This is a genomic window from Caulobacter sp. P1_B12_2, assembly GCF_056406675.1.
Window position 1 is genome coordinate 1 of sequence record NZ_JBFTZS010000007.1, and the last position, 14961, is coordinate 14961.

The window sequence follows — 14961 nt, forward strand, 5'->3', positions numbered from 1 at the left end:
GCGCGCCGATGTCGTTCGCCGACATCTTCGAACAGGTCTCGCCGGCCGTGGTGCAGATCGACGTGACTTCCAAGGCCGCGGCCGCGCCGAAGCTGCGCATCCCGGGCCTGGAAGGCTTCGACATCGTGCCGCGCGGCCAGAAGCCGGGCGAGGACGGCGAGGAGGCCCCGGGTCCCAAGCAGCAGTCCTCGGGCTCCGGCTTCTTCATCTCGGCCGACGGTTACCTTGTGACCAACAACCACGTCGTCGCCGACGCCGACGAGGACGGCATCAATGTCGTCCTGAAGGACGGCCGCGAGCTGAAGGCCACCATCGTCGGTCGCGACGAAGGCACCGACCTGGCGGTCCTGAAGGTCGTCGACCCCAAGGCCAAGGGCGCGGCGTTCCCCTATGTGAACTTCGAGAACCAGGCCAAGCCGCGAGTCGGCGACTGGGTGATCACCATCGGCAACCCGTTCGGCCTGGGCGGCACCGCCACGGCCGGCATCATCTCGGCCTATAATCGCGACCTGGGCGACAGCTCGTCGACCTTCGTCGACTACATCCAGATCGACGCGCCGATCAACCGGGGCAACTCGGGCGGTCCGTCGTTCGACATCTACGGCCGGGTGATCGGGGTCAACACCGCGATCTTCTCGCCGACCGGCGGCTCGGTGGGCATCGGCTTCGCCATCCCCGCCGACGTGGCCGAAGCCACCGCCAAGCAGCTGATCAGCGGCGGCAAGGTGGTGCGCGGCTATATCGGCGCGCAGATCCAGCCCTTCACCAAGGAAATGGCCGACGCCCAGGGTCTGGGCGAGGTCAAGGGCGCCATCGTCGCCGACGTGATCCAGGGTGGTCCGGCCCAAAAGGGCGGCCTGATGCCCGAGGACGTGATCACCGCCGTCAACGGCGTGGCGATCAAGAGCGGCTCGGAGCTGACTCGCGAAGTGGCCAAGGGGCGTCCGGGCGACACCCTGAAGCTGTCGATCCTGCGGGGCGGCAAGCCGCGTACGGTCGACATCAAGTCGGGCCTGCGTCCGACCGAGAAGGAGCTGGCGCTCAACGACGACGACACGGACGAGGGCGGCGCCGACACGCCGACCAAGCCGCAGACTCAGAAGTCGGAAGCCCTGGGCATGACCCTGGTCCCGATCGACGAGGCGGCCCGCCGCACCTACAGCATCGACCCGGCCGTTCGCGGCGTGCTGATCGACGGCGTGAAGGTCAATTCCGACGCCGGCGAAAAGGGCCTGCGCAAGGGCGATGTGCTGACCAGCGTCAACGGCGACCCCGTCACCTCGGCCTCGCAGGTCAGCGCGGCGGTGGACGCGGCCAAGAAGCTGCAGCGCCCCAGCGTCAATCTGCGGATCATCCGCGCCGGTCGCCCGACGATCGTGCCGCTGAAGATCGCTCCGTAGCGGGAACGCCGATACGCGGGGGCTTTCGCCCGCGCGCGGATCACGTCACCATCCGCGGGACGTGACGACGACACGACCGAGGGCGTCATCGATTCGCACGATGACGCCCTTTCGTGCATCTGGGGACTGGCCGGGGATTTGGCATGCGTATTCTGATCATCGAAGACGACCTGGAAGCGGCCGGCGCGATGCGCCACGGCCTGACCGAGGCCGGCTACGAGTGCGTCCACGCCCCCGACGGCGAGGCCGGCCTGACCGAGGCGGGCAAGGGCGGCTTCGACGTGCTGATCGTCGACCGGATGATGCCCAAGAAGAACGGCGTCGAGGTGGTCGAGACCCTGCGTCGCGAGGGCGACCAGACGCCGGTGCTGTTCCTCTCGGCCCTGGGCGAGGTGGGCGACCGGGTCATTGGCCTCAAGGCCGGCGCCGACGACTACCTGGTCAAGCCCTACGCCTTCGCCGAGCTGATGGCCCGGGTTGAGGCCCTGTCGCGGCGTCGCGAGACTGGAGCCGTGGCGACCACCCTCAAGGTGGGCGAACTGGAGATGAACCTGATCAACCGGACGGTCCATCGCCAGGGCAAGGAGATCGATCTCCAGCCCCGCGAGTTCCAGCTCCTGGAATTCATGATGCGCCACGCCGGCCAGTCGGTGACCCGCACCATGCTGCTGGAGAAGGTGTGGGAATACCACTTCGACCCGCAGACCAACGTCATCGACGTGCACATTTCCCGCCTGCGCTCGAAGATCGACAAGGGCTTCGACCGGGCCATGCTGCAGACCGTGCGCGGGGCGGGCTACCGGCTCGATCCGTAGGCGGCGCGAAATGTCCGTGGTCCAGGTGAAAATTGCTTCACTTGCTCGCACCCGTCGCGGGCGGCCATACGTATCGCGGCGGGTCCACGTCCGCGGTTCTTGAAGAGCTTCGCTAGCCCATGCGCCTGCCGCGCCTGATCCGATCCACGCCGTTCCGGCTGACCCTGCTGTTCCTGGCCCTGTTCGCGGCGGCCGCCAGCGCGTTCCTGGGCTACATCTACATCGCCACCGCCGGCGAGGTGAACCGCCGCGCCGACGCCGACATCACCCGCGAGATGGAGAGCCTGGAGGCCGCCTACCGGGTGGGCGGGGTCAACGGCCTGAACCAGACCATCGTCGAACGGGCCACCGGCGAGCGGCCGTTCCTGTATCTGCTGCTCGACAAGGACGGCAAGCGGATCTCCGGCTCGATCGAGGAGTCGCCGATCGACGACTTCGAAGGCCCGGGCCCGACCTGGGAGACTTTCAAGCTCACCGAAACCGACATCGACGGCGCCGAGGTCAAGCGCGCGGCGCGCGGGGTGCAGGAGCGCCTGAGCGGCGGCGAGGCCCTGTTCGTCGGGGCCGACGTCCAGGAGTCGGAAGGTTATGTCATGAAGATCGTCCGGGCCCTGCGCGGGGCCGGGGCGCTGGTGATCATCCTGGGCCTGGCCGGCGGGGTTCTGATCAGCCGCAACGTCTCGCGCAGCATGCAGGGCCTGGTTGACGTGGTGAACGCGGTGCGGGCCGGCGACCTGCACGCCCGGGCCCAGGTGCGCGGCACCCGCGACGAATATGACGAGCTGGCCGAGGGCCTCAACGACATGCTCGACCGCATCGAGCGGCTGATGGGCGGCCTGCGCCACGCGGGCGACGCCATCGCCCATGACCTGCGCTCGCCCCTGACCCGCCTGCGCGCCCGCATGGAGGTGGCCCTGATCGACGCCGAGAACGGCAAGGGCGACCCGATGGCGGCCCTCGAGACGGCCCTGGTCGACGCCGACGGCGTGCTCAAGACCTTCAACGCGGTGCTGGCCATCGCGCGGCTGCAGGCGGCCGGCGAGGCTCCCGACCAGACCAGCTTCGACGCCAGCGAACTGGCGTCCGACATGGCCGAGCTCTACGAGGCCAGCTGCGAGGACAAGGGGCTGGACTTCAAGGCTGAGATCGTCCCGGCGCTGGGCATCCGCGGCAACCGCGAGTTCATCGCCCAGGCCCTGGCCAACCTGCTCGACAACGCCATCAAGTACACGCCCGAAGGCGGGGCGGTGATGCTGCGGGCTCGGCGCACCTCGTCCGGCGACCTGGAGTTCTCGGTCACCGACACCGGGCCGGGCGTGCCCGAAACCGACCGAATGCGGGTTGTCCAGCGCTTCGTGCGGCTGGAGAACAGCCGCAGCGAACCGGGGGCGGGGCTTGGCCTGTCGCTGGTCCAGGCGGTGGCCGCTTCACACGGCGGGCGGCTCGAACTGGCGGAGGGACCAGGCGAGTACGGGGGCTTCGGGCCGGGCCTGCGTGTGGCTCTGGTGTTGCCGAGGGTGGAGTAGGGCCCCCTCAGGCGGCTTCGCCGACAGCTCCCCCAAGAGGGGAGCATCTAACGCCCGTACACCACCGTGAAGCACCGCTTCTGGCCCAGCTTGGTCGGGCAGAACCCGGTCTCTTCGGAACCCCCGCGGATGAGCACGTAGCGGTCGCGCTTGCAGGCCCACCACTCCTCCTCGAAGTCGGGGCGGTCGTCCTGCTTGAACACCGGCTCGTCGCCCTGGGCGTAGAAGCGGGTCATGCCGGTCAGGCCGCCGAAGCTGCCCCAGCCGTTGACCAGGCCGCAGACCCGGCCGTCGCGCCGGGCCCAGACCTTGCCCAGCTCCAGAGAATGCGGCTGGGCCAGGCGGGCGATCAGTCGCGGCTTGACGCTGGCCCAGCGCACCCGCGCCATCGACCTGGCGGCTATCAATTGAGCGCCCTCCCTGGCCGGGGACTTGGGCTCGACCTTCAACTCGTACTGGACGGTGTACATCACCATCAGCCCCACGGCGAAGGCCATCAGGGCCATGACGCTCAACTCGAAGATCCTCACCGCCAGGGCCTTGCGGCGGCTTTGGGCGCCGCGCGTCACGGGCATTCTGAGAACGAAGGTCATGGTCGTGCCCCGCCGGCCTCCACGCGGGGCGTGGATTACATCTGTAGACTTAAAAAGTTACAGATGTAATCGGAATCGTCAAGCCGCGAGCGCGGATCGCGCGCCGACGGACGAGATCAGTGGTGGAGATTGGGCAGGGTGATGCCGTCGACGGGGCCGTCGCCGACGAACCGGCCCGGCCAGGAGATCTCCTGGTTGGGCAGCGGGCCGCGCGGCGTGACCGTCCAGACGCCCAGGGCGGTGATCACCGCCATCAGGGCGATCGCGGCGGCGCCGGCGGTCTGGCGGCGATAGCTGGGCTCGGGCCGGGCCAGCAGCTTGACCCGCATCAGCAGCGGATGAGCCGCGAAGAAACAGGCCAGGGGCGAGCCGGTCCGGCGGGTGTGCGCCTCGACCAGGGCCTGGGCGTAGGGGCGGCGCAGATTGGGCCGCAGGGCCAGGACCGTGGCGTCGCAGGCCATCTCCTGGTCCAGCCGGGCGCACAGGGCCCCCACATGGATCAGCGGATTGCACCAGCCCAGGACCTGGATGCCGGCGATGGCCAGGTTGGCGACCGGGTCGCCGCGCTTGATGTGGGCGCGCTCGTGCAGGTCGACGATCTTGCGCGCCTGCTCGTCGAAGCGGGCGGTGAAGTCGGCGGGCAGCACGACGCGAGGCCAGAAGACGCCCATGACCGCCGGACCGGCGCGGCCGGCTTCGGCCCGGGCCCGGAAGGCGCGTTCCTGCAGCAGGATCACGGTGGCCAGGGCGACGCCGCCGRCCAGCCAGAGGGCCATCAGCAGCACCGCGCGCTCCTCGCCCATCAGCGGCGGCGGAGAGCCCGAACCAAGCGTCTCGGACAGGCTGGGGAACACCGTGGCGATCGCCGCCACCGGCACCAGGGCCCACAGGCGATAGGCCAGGCCCGCGCCGAACACCGCTCGGGTGGGGCCGCGCAGCAACAGGACCAGCAGCACCGCGGCGGCCGCCGCCGCCTGGGTGCGCAACAGGGTCAGGGCCAGCAGTTCAGCCATCATGTTCGAGACCCTCGATCAGAGTCTTCAGTTGCTTGATCTCGTCGGTCGACAGGGCGCGATGCTGGGCGAAGTGCGCCACCAGCGGCGTCAGCTGGCCGTCGAAAAGTCGGTTCAGCAGGCTCTGGCTCTCGGCCTGAACATAGTCGGCGCGCTGGATGATCGGGGCGTAGCGCGCCCGGCCCTCGATGCGGTCGGAACGGATCGCCTTGCGCTTCAGCAGGCGGTTGATCAGCGTCTTGACCGTCGCCTCGCCCCAGCCCTGCGGCTCGGCGACCTCGGCCATGATCTCGTCCACCGTCAACGGATTGCGCATCCACAGCGCGTCCATGATGCGGCTTTCGGCCTGAGTGATGTTCATGGCGTTCGGTCTCCAGCGCTAACGATTACGCCTGTAACATCGACTGTCAAGCGGCGCGCCGGCGTCGCGATCATGAGCAAGCTTTAATGCTGTGGTTTCGCCGGCCGATGCTACCCGTCCACGCTTCCAGATTGCGAGGGCAGGGGCATGGATCGTCGGCGTTTTCTCGAGATGTCCCTGGTCGGGGCGGCGTTCGCGCCCTTGGCGGCGCAGGCCCAGACGGCTTCTGGAACCGCTCCGCCCGCCGCGCCGCCGCCCTTTCCGCCACGCGACGCGCGCACCGTCTGGCTGGTCGGCGACTCGGCGCCGCCGGATCCGGCGGGCGACACCCAGAGGCTTCTGGATCTGCTGAAGGCGCGGCCCCGGATCCGCGAAGCTTATCTGTCCGATGGCGCGACCGCCGAGCTGGAGGCCCGCTTCGCCAAGCTGCTGGGCAAGGAGGACTGCGCTTTCCTGGCCACCGGCACGCTGGCCAACCACCTGGCGGTCCGCGTGCTGGCCGGCGACGCCTCGCGCGTGATCGTGCAGCACGAAAGCCACCTCTATCGCGACGAGAACGACGCCGCCCAGCTTCTCTCGGGCCTCAACCTCGTGTCCCTGGCCGAAGGCCGTGTTGCGCCGACCTTGGCCGAAATCAAGGCTGCGGTCGACGAGGCCGAGAACGGCCCCTACCCGCTGCGGGTCGGGGCGATCTCTCTCGAAAGTCCGGTGCGCCGCGTGAACGGCGAGATGGTCGACCCGGCCCTGGTCCGCGAGATCTCGGCCTACGCCAAGACCAAGAACATCAAGATGCACCTGGACGGCGCGCRCCTGCTGATGGCCCCGCCCGGCTACGACATCGCCGGGACGGCGGCGCTGTTCGATACGGTCTATGTCTCGCTCTACAAGTACCTGGACGCGCCGTTCGGGGCGGTGCTGGCCGGGGCCAAGGCCGATATCGCCAAGGTCCGCGACCTGCGCCACCGGTTCGGCGGCACGATCTATCAGGGCTGGGAGTGCGCCGTTCCGGTCCTGGCGGCGCTGGACGATTTCGACGCCCGTCACCGCGCGGCCTTCGCCGCCGCTGACCAGCTGTTCGCGACCCTCAAGGCCCAGGGCTTGGCGACGGTGAAGCCCGCCCCCAACGCCTCCAACATCCGTGAACTGGTGGTCAAGCCCAAGGTGGCCGAAGGTCTGTTCGACCGCATGCGCGTGGCCGGGGTGCGGATGCTGCAGCCGGAGAATGGCGTGATCGAGCTCTATATCAACGACACGATCACCCGGCGGCCGGTCGAGGAATATGTGAAGCTGTTCACGGGCTAGAGGCGCGGACGAACCCCGGGGGATGACCTCGCCGTCCTCCCGCGCCACAGTGTCGGCCATGACTCGCCTGCTCGAACGTCTCACCCCCTGCGGCCCCGTGGTCGATCCCAAGGCCGCCGAGCGGGCGCACGAGACGATCACCCGGCGGGTCGGCGAGGCCGCGCCCCTGGTCGAGGCCGCCTGGCCCGCCCTGGCGCCGGTGTTCGCCGCCTCGTCCTACCTGGCCGGCCTGGCGCGGCGCGACGGCCAGCGGCTGGCCTCGATCCTGGACGCCGATCCCGAGGCGCGGCTGGCCCGGATCCTGGCCGAGGCCGAAGCCGTGGGGGCCGAGCCGGACTTCGAGACGGCCCGCCGGACGATGCGCGAGCTGAAGGCCGACCTGCATCTGCTGACCGCCCTTTGCGACCTGGGCGGAGTCTGGGACCTGGACGCGGTGACAGCCGCCCTGACCCGCTTCGCCGACGCCACCCTGCACGCCTCGCTGACCCAGGCCGTGCGGCTGGAGGTGGCGCGCGGGGCTCTGACCCATGTGGGCGAGGGGCCCGACGGTCCGGCTCCGGGCCTGTTCTGCATCGCCATGGGCAAGCACGGGGCGTTCGAGCTCAACTATTCCAGCGACATCGACTTCTCGATCTTCTACGCGCCCGAAGCCCTGCCGGTGGCCGAGGGCGTCGAGCCGCAGGGCGTGGCGGTGCGCATCGCCAACCACCTGGGCCGGCTGCTGGCCGAGCGCACGGTCGACGGCTACGTGTTCCGCATCGACCTGCGCCTGCGCCCCGACCCGTCCTCGACCCCGCCGGCCATGCCGATCGACGCGGCGCTCGACTACTACGAAAGCGTCGGCCAGAACTGGGAGCGGGCGGCGCACATCAAGGCGCGGATCTGCGCCGGCGACTTGACGCGCGGCGAGGCGTTTCTGGCCGAGCTGCAGCCGTTCATCTGGCGTAAGAACCTCGACTTCGCGGCCATTGCCGACATCCATTCGATCAAGCGCCAGATCCACGCCTACAAGGTGGACGACCGGCTGACCGCCAAGGGCGCGGACCTGAAGCTGGGACGTGGCGGCATCCGCGAGATCGAGTTCTTCGTCCAGACCCAGCAACTGATCCTCGGTGGGCGGCACCCCGACCTGCGCAGCCCGCGTACGCTGGAGGCGTTGGCCGCGCTGTCGGACGCCGGCCACGTCACGCCCGAGGATCGCGACTATCTGATCAAGGCCTATCGCGACCTGCGCGCCCTGGAGCACCGGGCCCAGATGATCGCCGACGACCAGACCCACAAGCTTCCGGAGTCCGACGCCGACCGCAAGAAGGTGGCGGCCCTTTGGGGGCATGGCGCCTTGCGCAGCTTCGACGCCGTGGTCGGCCAGGTCCTCAAGGGCGTGAACCGCCGCTATGGCGCGCTGTTCAAGGGCGAGGAGGAGCTGTCGTCGCGGTTCGGCAGCCTGGTGTTCACCGGCGTCGAGGACGATCCGGAGACCCTGGCCACCCTCAAGCGCATGGGCTTTTCGCACCCGGAGCGCGCGGCCGCCACGATCCGCGGCTGGCACCACGGCCATATCGCCGCCACCCGCACCGAGCGGGGGCGCGAGCTGTTCACGCGCCTGGCGCCGCGCCTGCTGGACGCCGCCAACGCCACGGGCGCGCCGGACGACGCCTTCAACCGGTTCGGCGACTTCTTCTCGTCTCTCAGCAGCGGCGTGCAGATCCAGTCGCTGTTTCTGGCCCAACCGCGATTGTTCGAGCTGATCGTCGAGGTCATGGCCTTCGCCCCGCGCCTGGCCAGCACCCTGGCCCGGCGGCCCACGGCGCTGGACGCCTTGCTAGACCCGGCGTTCTTCGGGCCGATCGAGATGCCGAAGGACGCGCCTTGGGATCCGGCGGATTTCGAGGGGGCGATGGACGCCGCCCGGCGTCTGTTCCGCGACCAGACCTTCCGGATCGGCGTGCGGGTGATCAGCGGCACCGCGGGCGCCCGCGATGCCGGCGCGGCCTTCGCCGACCTGGCCGACGTGATCGTCCGAGGCCTGGCGCCCGCCGCCCTGGCGGAGGTCGAGCGACTGGGCGGGGCCTTCCCTGGCCAGGTCGCCGTGGTCGCCCTGGGCAAGGCGGGGTCGCGCGAGATGACCGCCAAGTCGGATCTGGACCTGATGACGCTCTACGCCGCCGACGATCCGGCCGGCCAAGGGGGGGCGGTGTCGGCGATCAAGGCTTGGGGCGCCGAGAGCTTCTACGCTCGCTTCACCCAGCGCCTGACCTCGGCCCTGTCGGCCCCGACGGGGGAGGGCACGCTGTACGAGGTGGACCTGAAGCTGAGGCCGTCGGGCACCAAGGGGCCCGTGGCGGTCAGCCATGCGGCGTTCGAGGACTATTACGAGCGTGAAGCCGAGACCTGGGAGTTGCAGGCCCTGACCCGGGCCCGAGTGATCTGGGCCTCGTCCGCCGCGTTTCAGACGCGGGCCGAGGCGGCGATTTCCGGGGCGCTGCGTCGGGTCCGCGATCCGAAGAAGACCGCCGTCGACGTGCTGGAGATGCGCCAGCTGATGGAGGACGAGCGACCGGGCAAGGGCGACTGGGACCTCAAGCTCACCCCCGGGGGGCTGGTCGACATCGAATTCGCCGCCCAGTTCCTGCAGCTGGTCCACGCGGCGGACGGCGGTCCGTTGGCGCAGAACACCGGCGAGGCCCTGGCGGCCCTGGATCGCGCCGGCCTGGGCGACAATACCGCCCTGGCGGCGCTCGAGGCCGCCTGGCGGCTGGAGCAGGACCTGTCGCAGCTGCTGAAGGTGGCGCTGGAGGACGGGCATGACCCGGACACCGAGCCCAAGGCGTTCCGAGCGCTGCTGGCGCGAGCGGGCGGGGTGCGGGAGTTCCGCTCGCTGAAGACCAAGCTGGCCAAGGCGAAGGTCGAGGCGCGGGGAGCGTTCGAGGCGGTGGTGAAGGGGTAGTGGCTCACCCACCTGACCGCTTCGCGGTCTGTCAGCGGCGAGGGGGCGGAGGACGTTCCTCTTCCCCCCATGGGGGAAGACGGTCGCGAAGCGACCCGTACGGGGCAAGTGGTCAACATTCCGCAGACTCCCTGTAACCATTCCCGCTTTCAGCACGTATCTTCCAGGGTAGCCTCCCGGAGCCCGCCATGCTGATCCGCAACGCCCCCGACCTGACCGACAACGACGTCACCGATCGCGGTCTCTATCTGCGGCGGCGCGAGTTCATCGGCGGGGCGGCTGGGCTGGGGCTGCTGGCCGCCGCCGGGCAGGCCGGCGCGCGGGGCCTGGCCTACAAGCCGGGCTTCTCGACGACCGAGACCCCGACGCCGAAGAAGGACATCACCAGCTACAACAACTTCTACGAATTCGGGGTCAACAAGGAGGATCCGTCCGAGAACGCGGGATCCCTCAAGACCCGCCCGTGGACGATCCGCGTCGACGGCGAATGCGAGGCGCCGGCCAGCTTCGCGATCGACGACCTGATCAAGGGACAGAAGCTGGAGGAGCGCATCTATCGCATGCGCTGCGTCGAGGGCTGGTCGATGGTGATCCCCTGGGTGGGCTTTCCGCTCAAGGACCTGATCGCCCAGGTCAAGCCGACCTCGAAGGCCAAGTTCGTCGCGTTCGAGACCCTGATGCGACCGTCCGAAATGCCCGGCCAGCGCTGGGACACTCTGCAGTGGCCCTATCGCGAAGGCCTGCGGATCGACGAGGCGGTCCACCCTCTGACCCTGCTGGCCGTCGGCCTTTACGGCGACGTCCTGCCCAACCAGAACGGCGCGCCGCTGCGGCTGGTCGTGCCGTGGAAGTACGGGTTCAAGGGCATCAAATCGATCGTCAAGATCAGTCTGGTCGAGAAGATGCCGGCCACCGCCTGGAACGTGCTGGCCCCGCGCGAGTACGGCTTCTATTCCAACGTCAATCCGGCGGTGGACCACCCGCGCTGGTCGCAGGCCACCGAGCGGCGGATCGGCGAATTCCGCCGCCGCGAGACCCTGCCGTTCAACGGCTATGGCCAATATGTCGCCGACCTCTATCGCGGCATGGACCTGAAGCGGAACTTCTGATGGACGCCTCGGTCAAGCGCGCCGCCACCAGCAAGCGTCCCTCCAAAACCCAGGACAACCTGGTCTACGCCGCCGTCTGGCTGGCCTGTTTCGCGCCGCTGGTCTGGCTGGCCTGGCGGGTGTTCAGCGACGACCTGGGGGCCAATCCGATCGAGGCGCTGATCCGCCAGATCGGCGTCTGGGGCCTGCGTCTGCTGCTGGTCGGCCTTGCGGTGACCCCGGCCGCGCGAATCCTGAAGAAGCCGCGCCTGGTCCGCTTTCGCCGCACCATCGGCCTGTTCGCCTTCAGCTACATCTGCCTGCACCTGCTGACCTATATCGGCGTCGACCTGTTCTTCGACTGGGGCCAGCTGTGGAAGGACATCCTCAAGCGGCCCTTCATCACCCTGGGCATGGGGGCCTTCGTGCTGTTGATCCCGCTGGCCGCGACCTCGACCAACGGCATGATCCGGCGGCTGGGCCGGGCGACCTGGCAACGGATCCACTGGCTGATCTACCTGATCGTGCCGCTGGGCGTGGCCCACTACTACCTGCTGGTGAAGGCCGACCACCGGCCGCCGCTGATCTATGCGGCGATCCTGGCGGTGCTGATGGGCTGGCGGTTCTGGGATGCCTGGCAGCGGCGGGCGCGGACCTAGAACATCTCCGCGTCGGGATCCCGGGCCTGGTCCCGCTTCCACCACCCGCCCAGCTTCGCCCCGCCGCACGGACCCTTCTGGGTCAGCACGACCGTGTCGGCCRTGAACGCCGCATCCAGCCGGCAGGCGTCTGGCCCCGTCCCGGTCAGCGGAAAGCTCACCACATCCTGGCCAATCGCGACCTTCACCGGGGCGGTGTCGTTCGTGAAGCCCTGGCTCGCCTTCGCGTCGGCCAATTGGTAGGCGAAGTCCAGGCCGGTCGGCGTGGCCTTGACGCGCAGGAAGTCCTGGCCGCGGGCATAGATCCCGCTCAGCCGGAAGCCCGGACTTCTCAGCACCGCGATGCGGTCGGCGTGAATGGTCCGCAGGCAGGGCAGGGCGGTCGCGTCGTCTTCGCAAAGGATCCCGCCCCCGCTCATCCCAGGGGTCTCCAGGGCGCGCGAGCCGACCCAGCCGCGTTGGGTCAGCTTCACATAGGCGGCGACCTTGCCGTCCCAGACCTTCTGGGCCTCGCCATAAGCCTTGGCCAAGTCCTCGTCCTGGCGAGACAGCTGCGGGTCCTTGCAGATCAGCTTCTCGACCTTGGTGCGGGCCTTGGCGCAGTCGAAGCTGGCGGCGCTCGCGGGCGCCGCCAGGGCGATGAGGAGCAAGGCGGCGAGGGCGGCGAGGAGACGGGTCCCAAGAAAGGTCATGCTGGCCTACTCCGAAAGATAGGGCGACTTGGCCGGATCGCGGCGGAAGACGGTCTGGTTGGTCCCCATCGCGCAGCGCTGGGTCTTGGGCGCAGACAGGGTCACGGTGTCCTGGGTGAAGGTCAGGACGCGCGTGCAGCCGGCGTCCTCGAAGCTCAGCTTGCCCGAAGCGTCGACCGTGCCCCGGGCCTGCAGCAGCATGTTCCCCTTCGGATCGGGGCACTGATAGAGGTCGACCCCGATGCCGGCGTCGGGATAGCCCTGTGTCACGTCCATATAGATCCCGTCTTGCGGACAGCGCCCGGCGACGTAGCGGCCCATCCACTTCAGGCTCGGGTGGGTCAGGAAACTCAGCCGCCGATTATAGTCCTGCTTCAGGCAGGCGACGTCGCCCTTGCAGATGTCGTCTCGGTCCTTGAGCCATTGCCGCTGTTCGGTGCGGATATAGGTCGACCAGTTCCCGGCCGGCCACAGGCCCTGGGCGGTCTTGAAGGTGGCCGCCACCTGGCTGTCCAGCTTCGAGACCGCCGGATCCTTGCAGATCGCCTTCTCGGTGGGCGTGCCGGCCTTGGCGCAGTCGAAACTGGCGGCCTGGGCGGCGGGCGCCAGCGCCAGGCTGGCCAGGAGGGCGAAGACGGCCAGACCGGCCAAACGCACGATGCGATCCATCGGAGATCTCCCAGGAGAGCGCTTCCTGGGAGCAACCTAACCGAGAACGGCGTTATCCGGTAGGCTTGGCCTTGGCCGCTTCCTTGGCCGCGTAGTCCTGGGCCTGGCGCACGATGCGCAGCACGTTGCCGCCCCAGATCGCCGCCACGTCGGCGTCGGTGTAGCCGGCCGCCTTCAGCCGCGCGGTGACCTTGGGCAGATCGGCCACGTCCTCGAAGCCCACCACCCCGCCGCCGCCGTCCCAGTCGGCGCCGATGCCCACGTGCTCGGGCCCGACCACCTTGAGCGTGTGGGTCAGGCTGGCCATGAAGTCCTCGAAGCTGGCGCGGACCGGCGGATACTTGGCGTCGATCTCGGCCTTCTTCTTCAGGAAGGCGACGATCTCGGCTTCGCTCGCGGTCTCGCTGTCGGGGACTTTCCCCAGGGCCTCGAACGCGGCCTTGCGTTCAGGGCTGGTGGGCGTGGCTTTCAGATAGACCGAGTTGATGCAGATCACCCCGCCGGCGTCGGCGATCTTCTTCAGCCGGCCGTCGTCGAGATTGCGCGGGTGGTCGTAGATCGCCTTGGCGCCCGAGTGCGAGGCGATGATCGGAACCTTCGACAGCACCACGGCCTGATCGACCACGTCGTCTGAGGCGTGGCTGACATCGACCAGGACGCCCAGGCGGTTGGCCTCGGCCAGCCAGCGCAGGCCCAGCGGCGAGAAGCCATGCCAGATCGGCTTGTCGGTCGAGCTGTCGGCGAACTGGTTGTTCCTGAAATGCACCGGCCCGGCCATCCTCACGCCGGTGGCGTGGAAGGTCTGCATCAGGGTGAGGTCCTCACCCATCGGCCAGCTGTTCTCGATGCTCTGGAAGACGAACTTCTTGCCGGCCTTGTTGATGCGCTCGGCGTCGTCGGCGGTGTAGGCCAGCTCGAACTTGTCGGCGTGGGCCGCAACCATCTCGCGGATCTCGGTGGCGCGCTCCAGGGCGAAGTCGCGGGCCTCGCGATAGCCCTCGGCGGTCAGAGCGCCTTGGGTGGTGTAGATCACGAAGAACCCGCCATCCAGGCCGCCGGSGTCCATGCGCGGCAGATCGACCTGAGTGCCGTCGGCCTTGACCTCGTGACGGTCGATCATGCTCCAGCCCTTGCGCGCGAAGTGCTCGGGCGTGTCGAGGTGGGTGTCGAGGGTCAGCACCTTCTCGTGGAGGGCGCGGTCGGCCTTGGAGACGGGCGCATCGGCGGCGTGAGCGACAGGGGCGAGAAGAGCGGCGGAGCCGAGGAGGGCGGTGAGCAGGCGAGACATCTGGGCTCCGACGCAAGGGTTGCGACGGCTACGCTCGGGGATCGCGCAAGCAGGGTCAAGGTGCGACGGCGCACTTGCCCCTGCTAGGCGGTTTTCGCTCCGTCGGCACTAGTAAAAAGCCCCGTAAATGACGTCCTCGATGCGCCCGGTGCGGGTTTCGACCAGCAACAGGTCAGGCCCGTAGCGCACCCAGCGATACCCCCAGGGCGGACCCTCGAGACCCATGCGCCAATAGTCCTCGTAGTAGTAGGTCGGGGCCAGAAACAGCGACGGCAGGATCACGCCGACGGTCCAGCGGCGGTAGCGATAGCCCCGCGGATAGCGCCAGCTTGGTCCGTGGATCGGGCGGAAGCCGGGCGGGCGGCCGGAGCCCGGGCGGTGCGGCCCCAGCGGGGGCGGCGGGCGCGGTCCTGGCGTCGGGCGATGGCCGCCCGATGGGGGGCGCGGCGGCGGCCTGGGCGTCGGGCGAGGCGGCTGGGGCGAGGGTCTCGGCGGCGGGCCCAAACCGCCGGATGGCGGGCGTCCGCCGCCCTGCTGCCCTCCGCCCGGTGGGCGTCCGCCGGAAGGAGGCTGTCCGCCGCCGCCGGGCCTGTCGTGCTGTCCGCCGG

At 69.2% G+C, this 14961-nt stretch carries 14 protein-coding genes; 7 read left to right on the forward strand and 7 right to left on the reverse strand.

The window, feature by feature from the left end:
- The 3 genes from AC1DZ6_RS00790 to AC1DZ6_RS00800 all read left to right on the forward strand — a co-directional run.
- A partial coding sequence (locus AC1DZ6_RS00790; protein WP_477095292.1) for a trypsin-like peptidase domain-containing protein occupies window positions 1-1400 on the forward strand: 1400 nt, incomplete at its 5' end.
- Window positions 1401-1543: 143 nt separating this feature from the next.
- Complete coding sequence (locus AC1DZ6_RS00795) at window positions 1544-2215, forward strand: response regulator transcription factor (protein ID WP_477095293.1); 672 nt, start codon at window positions 1544-1546, stop codon at window positions 2213-2215.
- Between the two features lie 119 nt (window positions 2216-2334).
- Entirely contained in the window at window positions 2335-3741 is a 1407-nt protein-coding gene (locus tag AC1DZ6_RS00800) for a sensor histidine kinase (RefSeq protein ID WP_477095294.1), read from the forward strand.
- A gap of 47 nt (window positions 3742-3788) precedes the next feature.
- On the opposite strand, the gene AC1DZ6_RS00805 is transcribed toward AC1DZ6_RS00800, so the two are convergent.
- The 3 genes from AC1DZ6_RS00805 to AC1DZ6_RS00815 all read right to left on the reverse strand — a co-directional run bounded on the left by AC1DZ6_RS00805 (window position 3789) and on the right by AC1DZ6_RS00815 (window position 5708).
- On the reverse strand, window positions 3789-4334 hold the full coding sequence (locus AC1DZ6_RS00805) for a hypothetical protein (protein ID WP_477095295.1): 546 nt from the start codon (window positions 4332-4334) through the stop codon (window positions 3789-3791).
- 116 nt (window positions 4335-4450) lie between these two features.
- The gene (locus AC1DZ6_RS00810) at window positions 4451-5350 is read right to left on the reverse strand and encodes a M56 family metallopeptidase (RefSeq protein ID WP_477095296.1); all 900 of its coding nucleotides are present in this window, start codon (window positions 5348-5350) and stop codon (window positions 4451-4453) included.
- Window positions 5340-5708: a BlaI/MecI/CopY family transcriptional regulator gene (locus AC1DZ6_RS00815; protein ID WP_477095297.1), complete on the reverse strand. Its 369-nt coding sequence runs from the start codon at window positions 5706-5708 to the stop codon at window positions 5340-5342. The genes AC1DZ6_RS00810 and AC1DZ6_RS00815 overlap by 11 nt, the downstream gene beginning before the upstream one ends.
- 147 nt (window positions 5709-5855) lie before the next feature.
- Between AC1DZ6_RS00815 and AC1DZ6_RS00820 the strand changes: the two genes are divergently transcribed.
- From AC1DZ6_RS00820 to msrQ, 4 genes are all read left to right on the forward strand, one after another.
- Window positions 5856-7010: a threonine aldolase family protein gene (locus AC1DZ6_RS00820; RefSeq protein ID WP_477095298.1), complete on the forward strand. Its 1155-nt coding sequence runs from the start codon at window positions 5856-5858 to the stop codon at window positions 7008-7010.
- Window positions 7011-7068: 58 nt separating this feature from the next.
- The gene (locus AC1DZ6_RS00825) at window positions 7069-9957 is read left to right on the forward strand and encodes a bifunctional [glutamine synthetase] adenylyltransferase/[glutamine synthetase]-adenylyl-L-tyrosine phosphorylase (protein ID WP_477095318.1); all 2889 of its coding nucleotides are present in this window, start codon (window positions 7069-7071) and stop codon (window positions 9955-9957) included.
- Between the two features lie 188 nt (window positions 9958-10145).
- Complete coding sequence (msrP, locus tag AC1DZ6_RS00830; RefSeq protein ID WP_477095299.1) at window positions 10146-11066, forward strand: protein-methionine-sulfoxide reductase catalytic subunit MsrP; 921 nt, start codon at window positions 10146-10148, stop codon at window positions 11064-11066.
- On the forward strand, window positions 11066-11704 hold the full coding sequence (msrQ, locus tag AC1DZ6_RS00835) for a protein-methionine-sulfoxide reductase heme-binding subunit MsrQ (protein WP_477095300.1): 639 nt from the start codon (window positions 11066-11068) through the stop codon (window positions 11702-11704). Before msrP ends, msrQ begins: the two co-directional genes overlap by 1 nt.
- On the opposite strand, the gene AC1DZ6_RS00840 is transcribed toward msrQ, so the two are convergent.
- The 4 genes from AC1DZ6_RS00840 to AC1DZ6_RS00855 all read right to left on the reverse strand — a co-directional run bounded on the left by AC1DZ6_RS00840 (window position 11701) and on the right by AC1DZ6_RS00855 (window position 14635).
- Entirely contained in the window at window positions 11701-12396 is a 696-nt protein-coding gene (locus AC1DZ6_RS00840) for a lysozyme inhibitor LprI family protein (RefSeq protein ID WP_477095301.1), read from the reverse strand. The genes msrQ and AC1DZ6_RS00840 overlap by 4 nt on opposite strands.
- A 6-nt stretch (window positions 12397-12402) precedes the next feature.
- A complete protein-coding gene (locus tag AC1DZ6_RS00845; protein ID WP_477095302.1) occupies window positions 12403-13065 on the reverse strand; it encodes a lysozyme inhibitor LprI family protein in 663 nt (220 codons plus the stop codon).
- A 52-nt stretch (window positions 13066-13117) separates the two neighbouring features.
- On the reverse strand, window positions 13118-14353 hold the full coding sequence (locus AC1DZ6_RS00850) for a dipeptidase (RefSeq protein ID WP_477095303.1): 1236 nt from the start codon (window positions 14351-14353) through the stop codon (window positions 13118-13120).
- Window positions 14354-14461: 108 nt separating this feature from the next.
- Complete coding sequence (locus AC1DZ6_RS00855) at window positions 14462-14635, reverse strand: RcnB family protein (RefSeq protein ID WP_477095304.1); 174 nt, start codon at window positions 14633-14635, stop codon at window positions 14462-14464.
- Between the last annotated feature and the right edge of the window lie 326 nt (window positions 14636-14961).

What these genes read in the sequence shown, in the direction of transcription:
- AC1DZ6_RS00815 (WP_477095297.1), bottom strand. Translation starts at nt 5,708, where the DNA reads ATGAACATCACTCAGGCCGAAAGCCGCATCATGGACGCGCTGTGGATG.
- msrQ (WP_477095300.1), top strand. Translation starts at nt 11,066, where the DNA reads ATGGACGCCTCGGTCAAGCGCGCCGCCACCAGCAAGCGTCCCTCCAAA.
- AC1DZ6_RS00800 (WP_477095294.1), top strand. Translation starts at nt 2,335, where the DNA reads ATGCGCCTGCCGCGCCTGATCCGATCCACGCCGTTCCGGCTGACCCTG.
- AC1DZ6_RS00805 (WP_477095295.1), bottom strand. Translation starts at nt 4,334, where the DNA reads ATGACCTTCGTTCTCAGAATGCCCGTGACGCGCGGCGCCCAAAGCCGC.
- AC1DZ6_RS00795 (WP_477095293.1), top strand. Translation starts at nt 1,544, where the DNA reads ATGCGTATTCTGATCATCGAAGACGACCTGGAAGCGGCCGGCGCGATG.
- msrP (WP_477095299.1), top strand. Translation starts at nt 10,146, where the DNA reads ATGCTGATCCGCAACGCCCCCGACCTGACCGACAACGACGTCACCGAT.
- AC1DZ6_RS00825 (WP_477095318.1), top strand. Translation starts at nt 7,069, where the DNA reads ATGACTCGCCTGCTCGAACGTCTCACCCCCTGCGGCCCCGTGGTCGAT.
- AC1DZ6_RS00845 (WP_477095302.1), bottom strand. Translation starts at nt 13,065, where the DNA reads ATGGATCGCATCGTGCGTTTGGCCGGTCTGGCCGTCTTCGCCCTCCTG.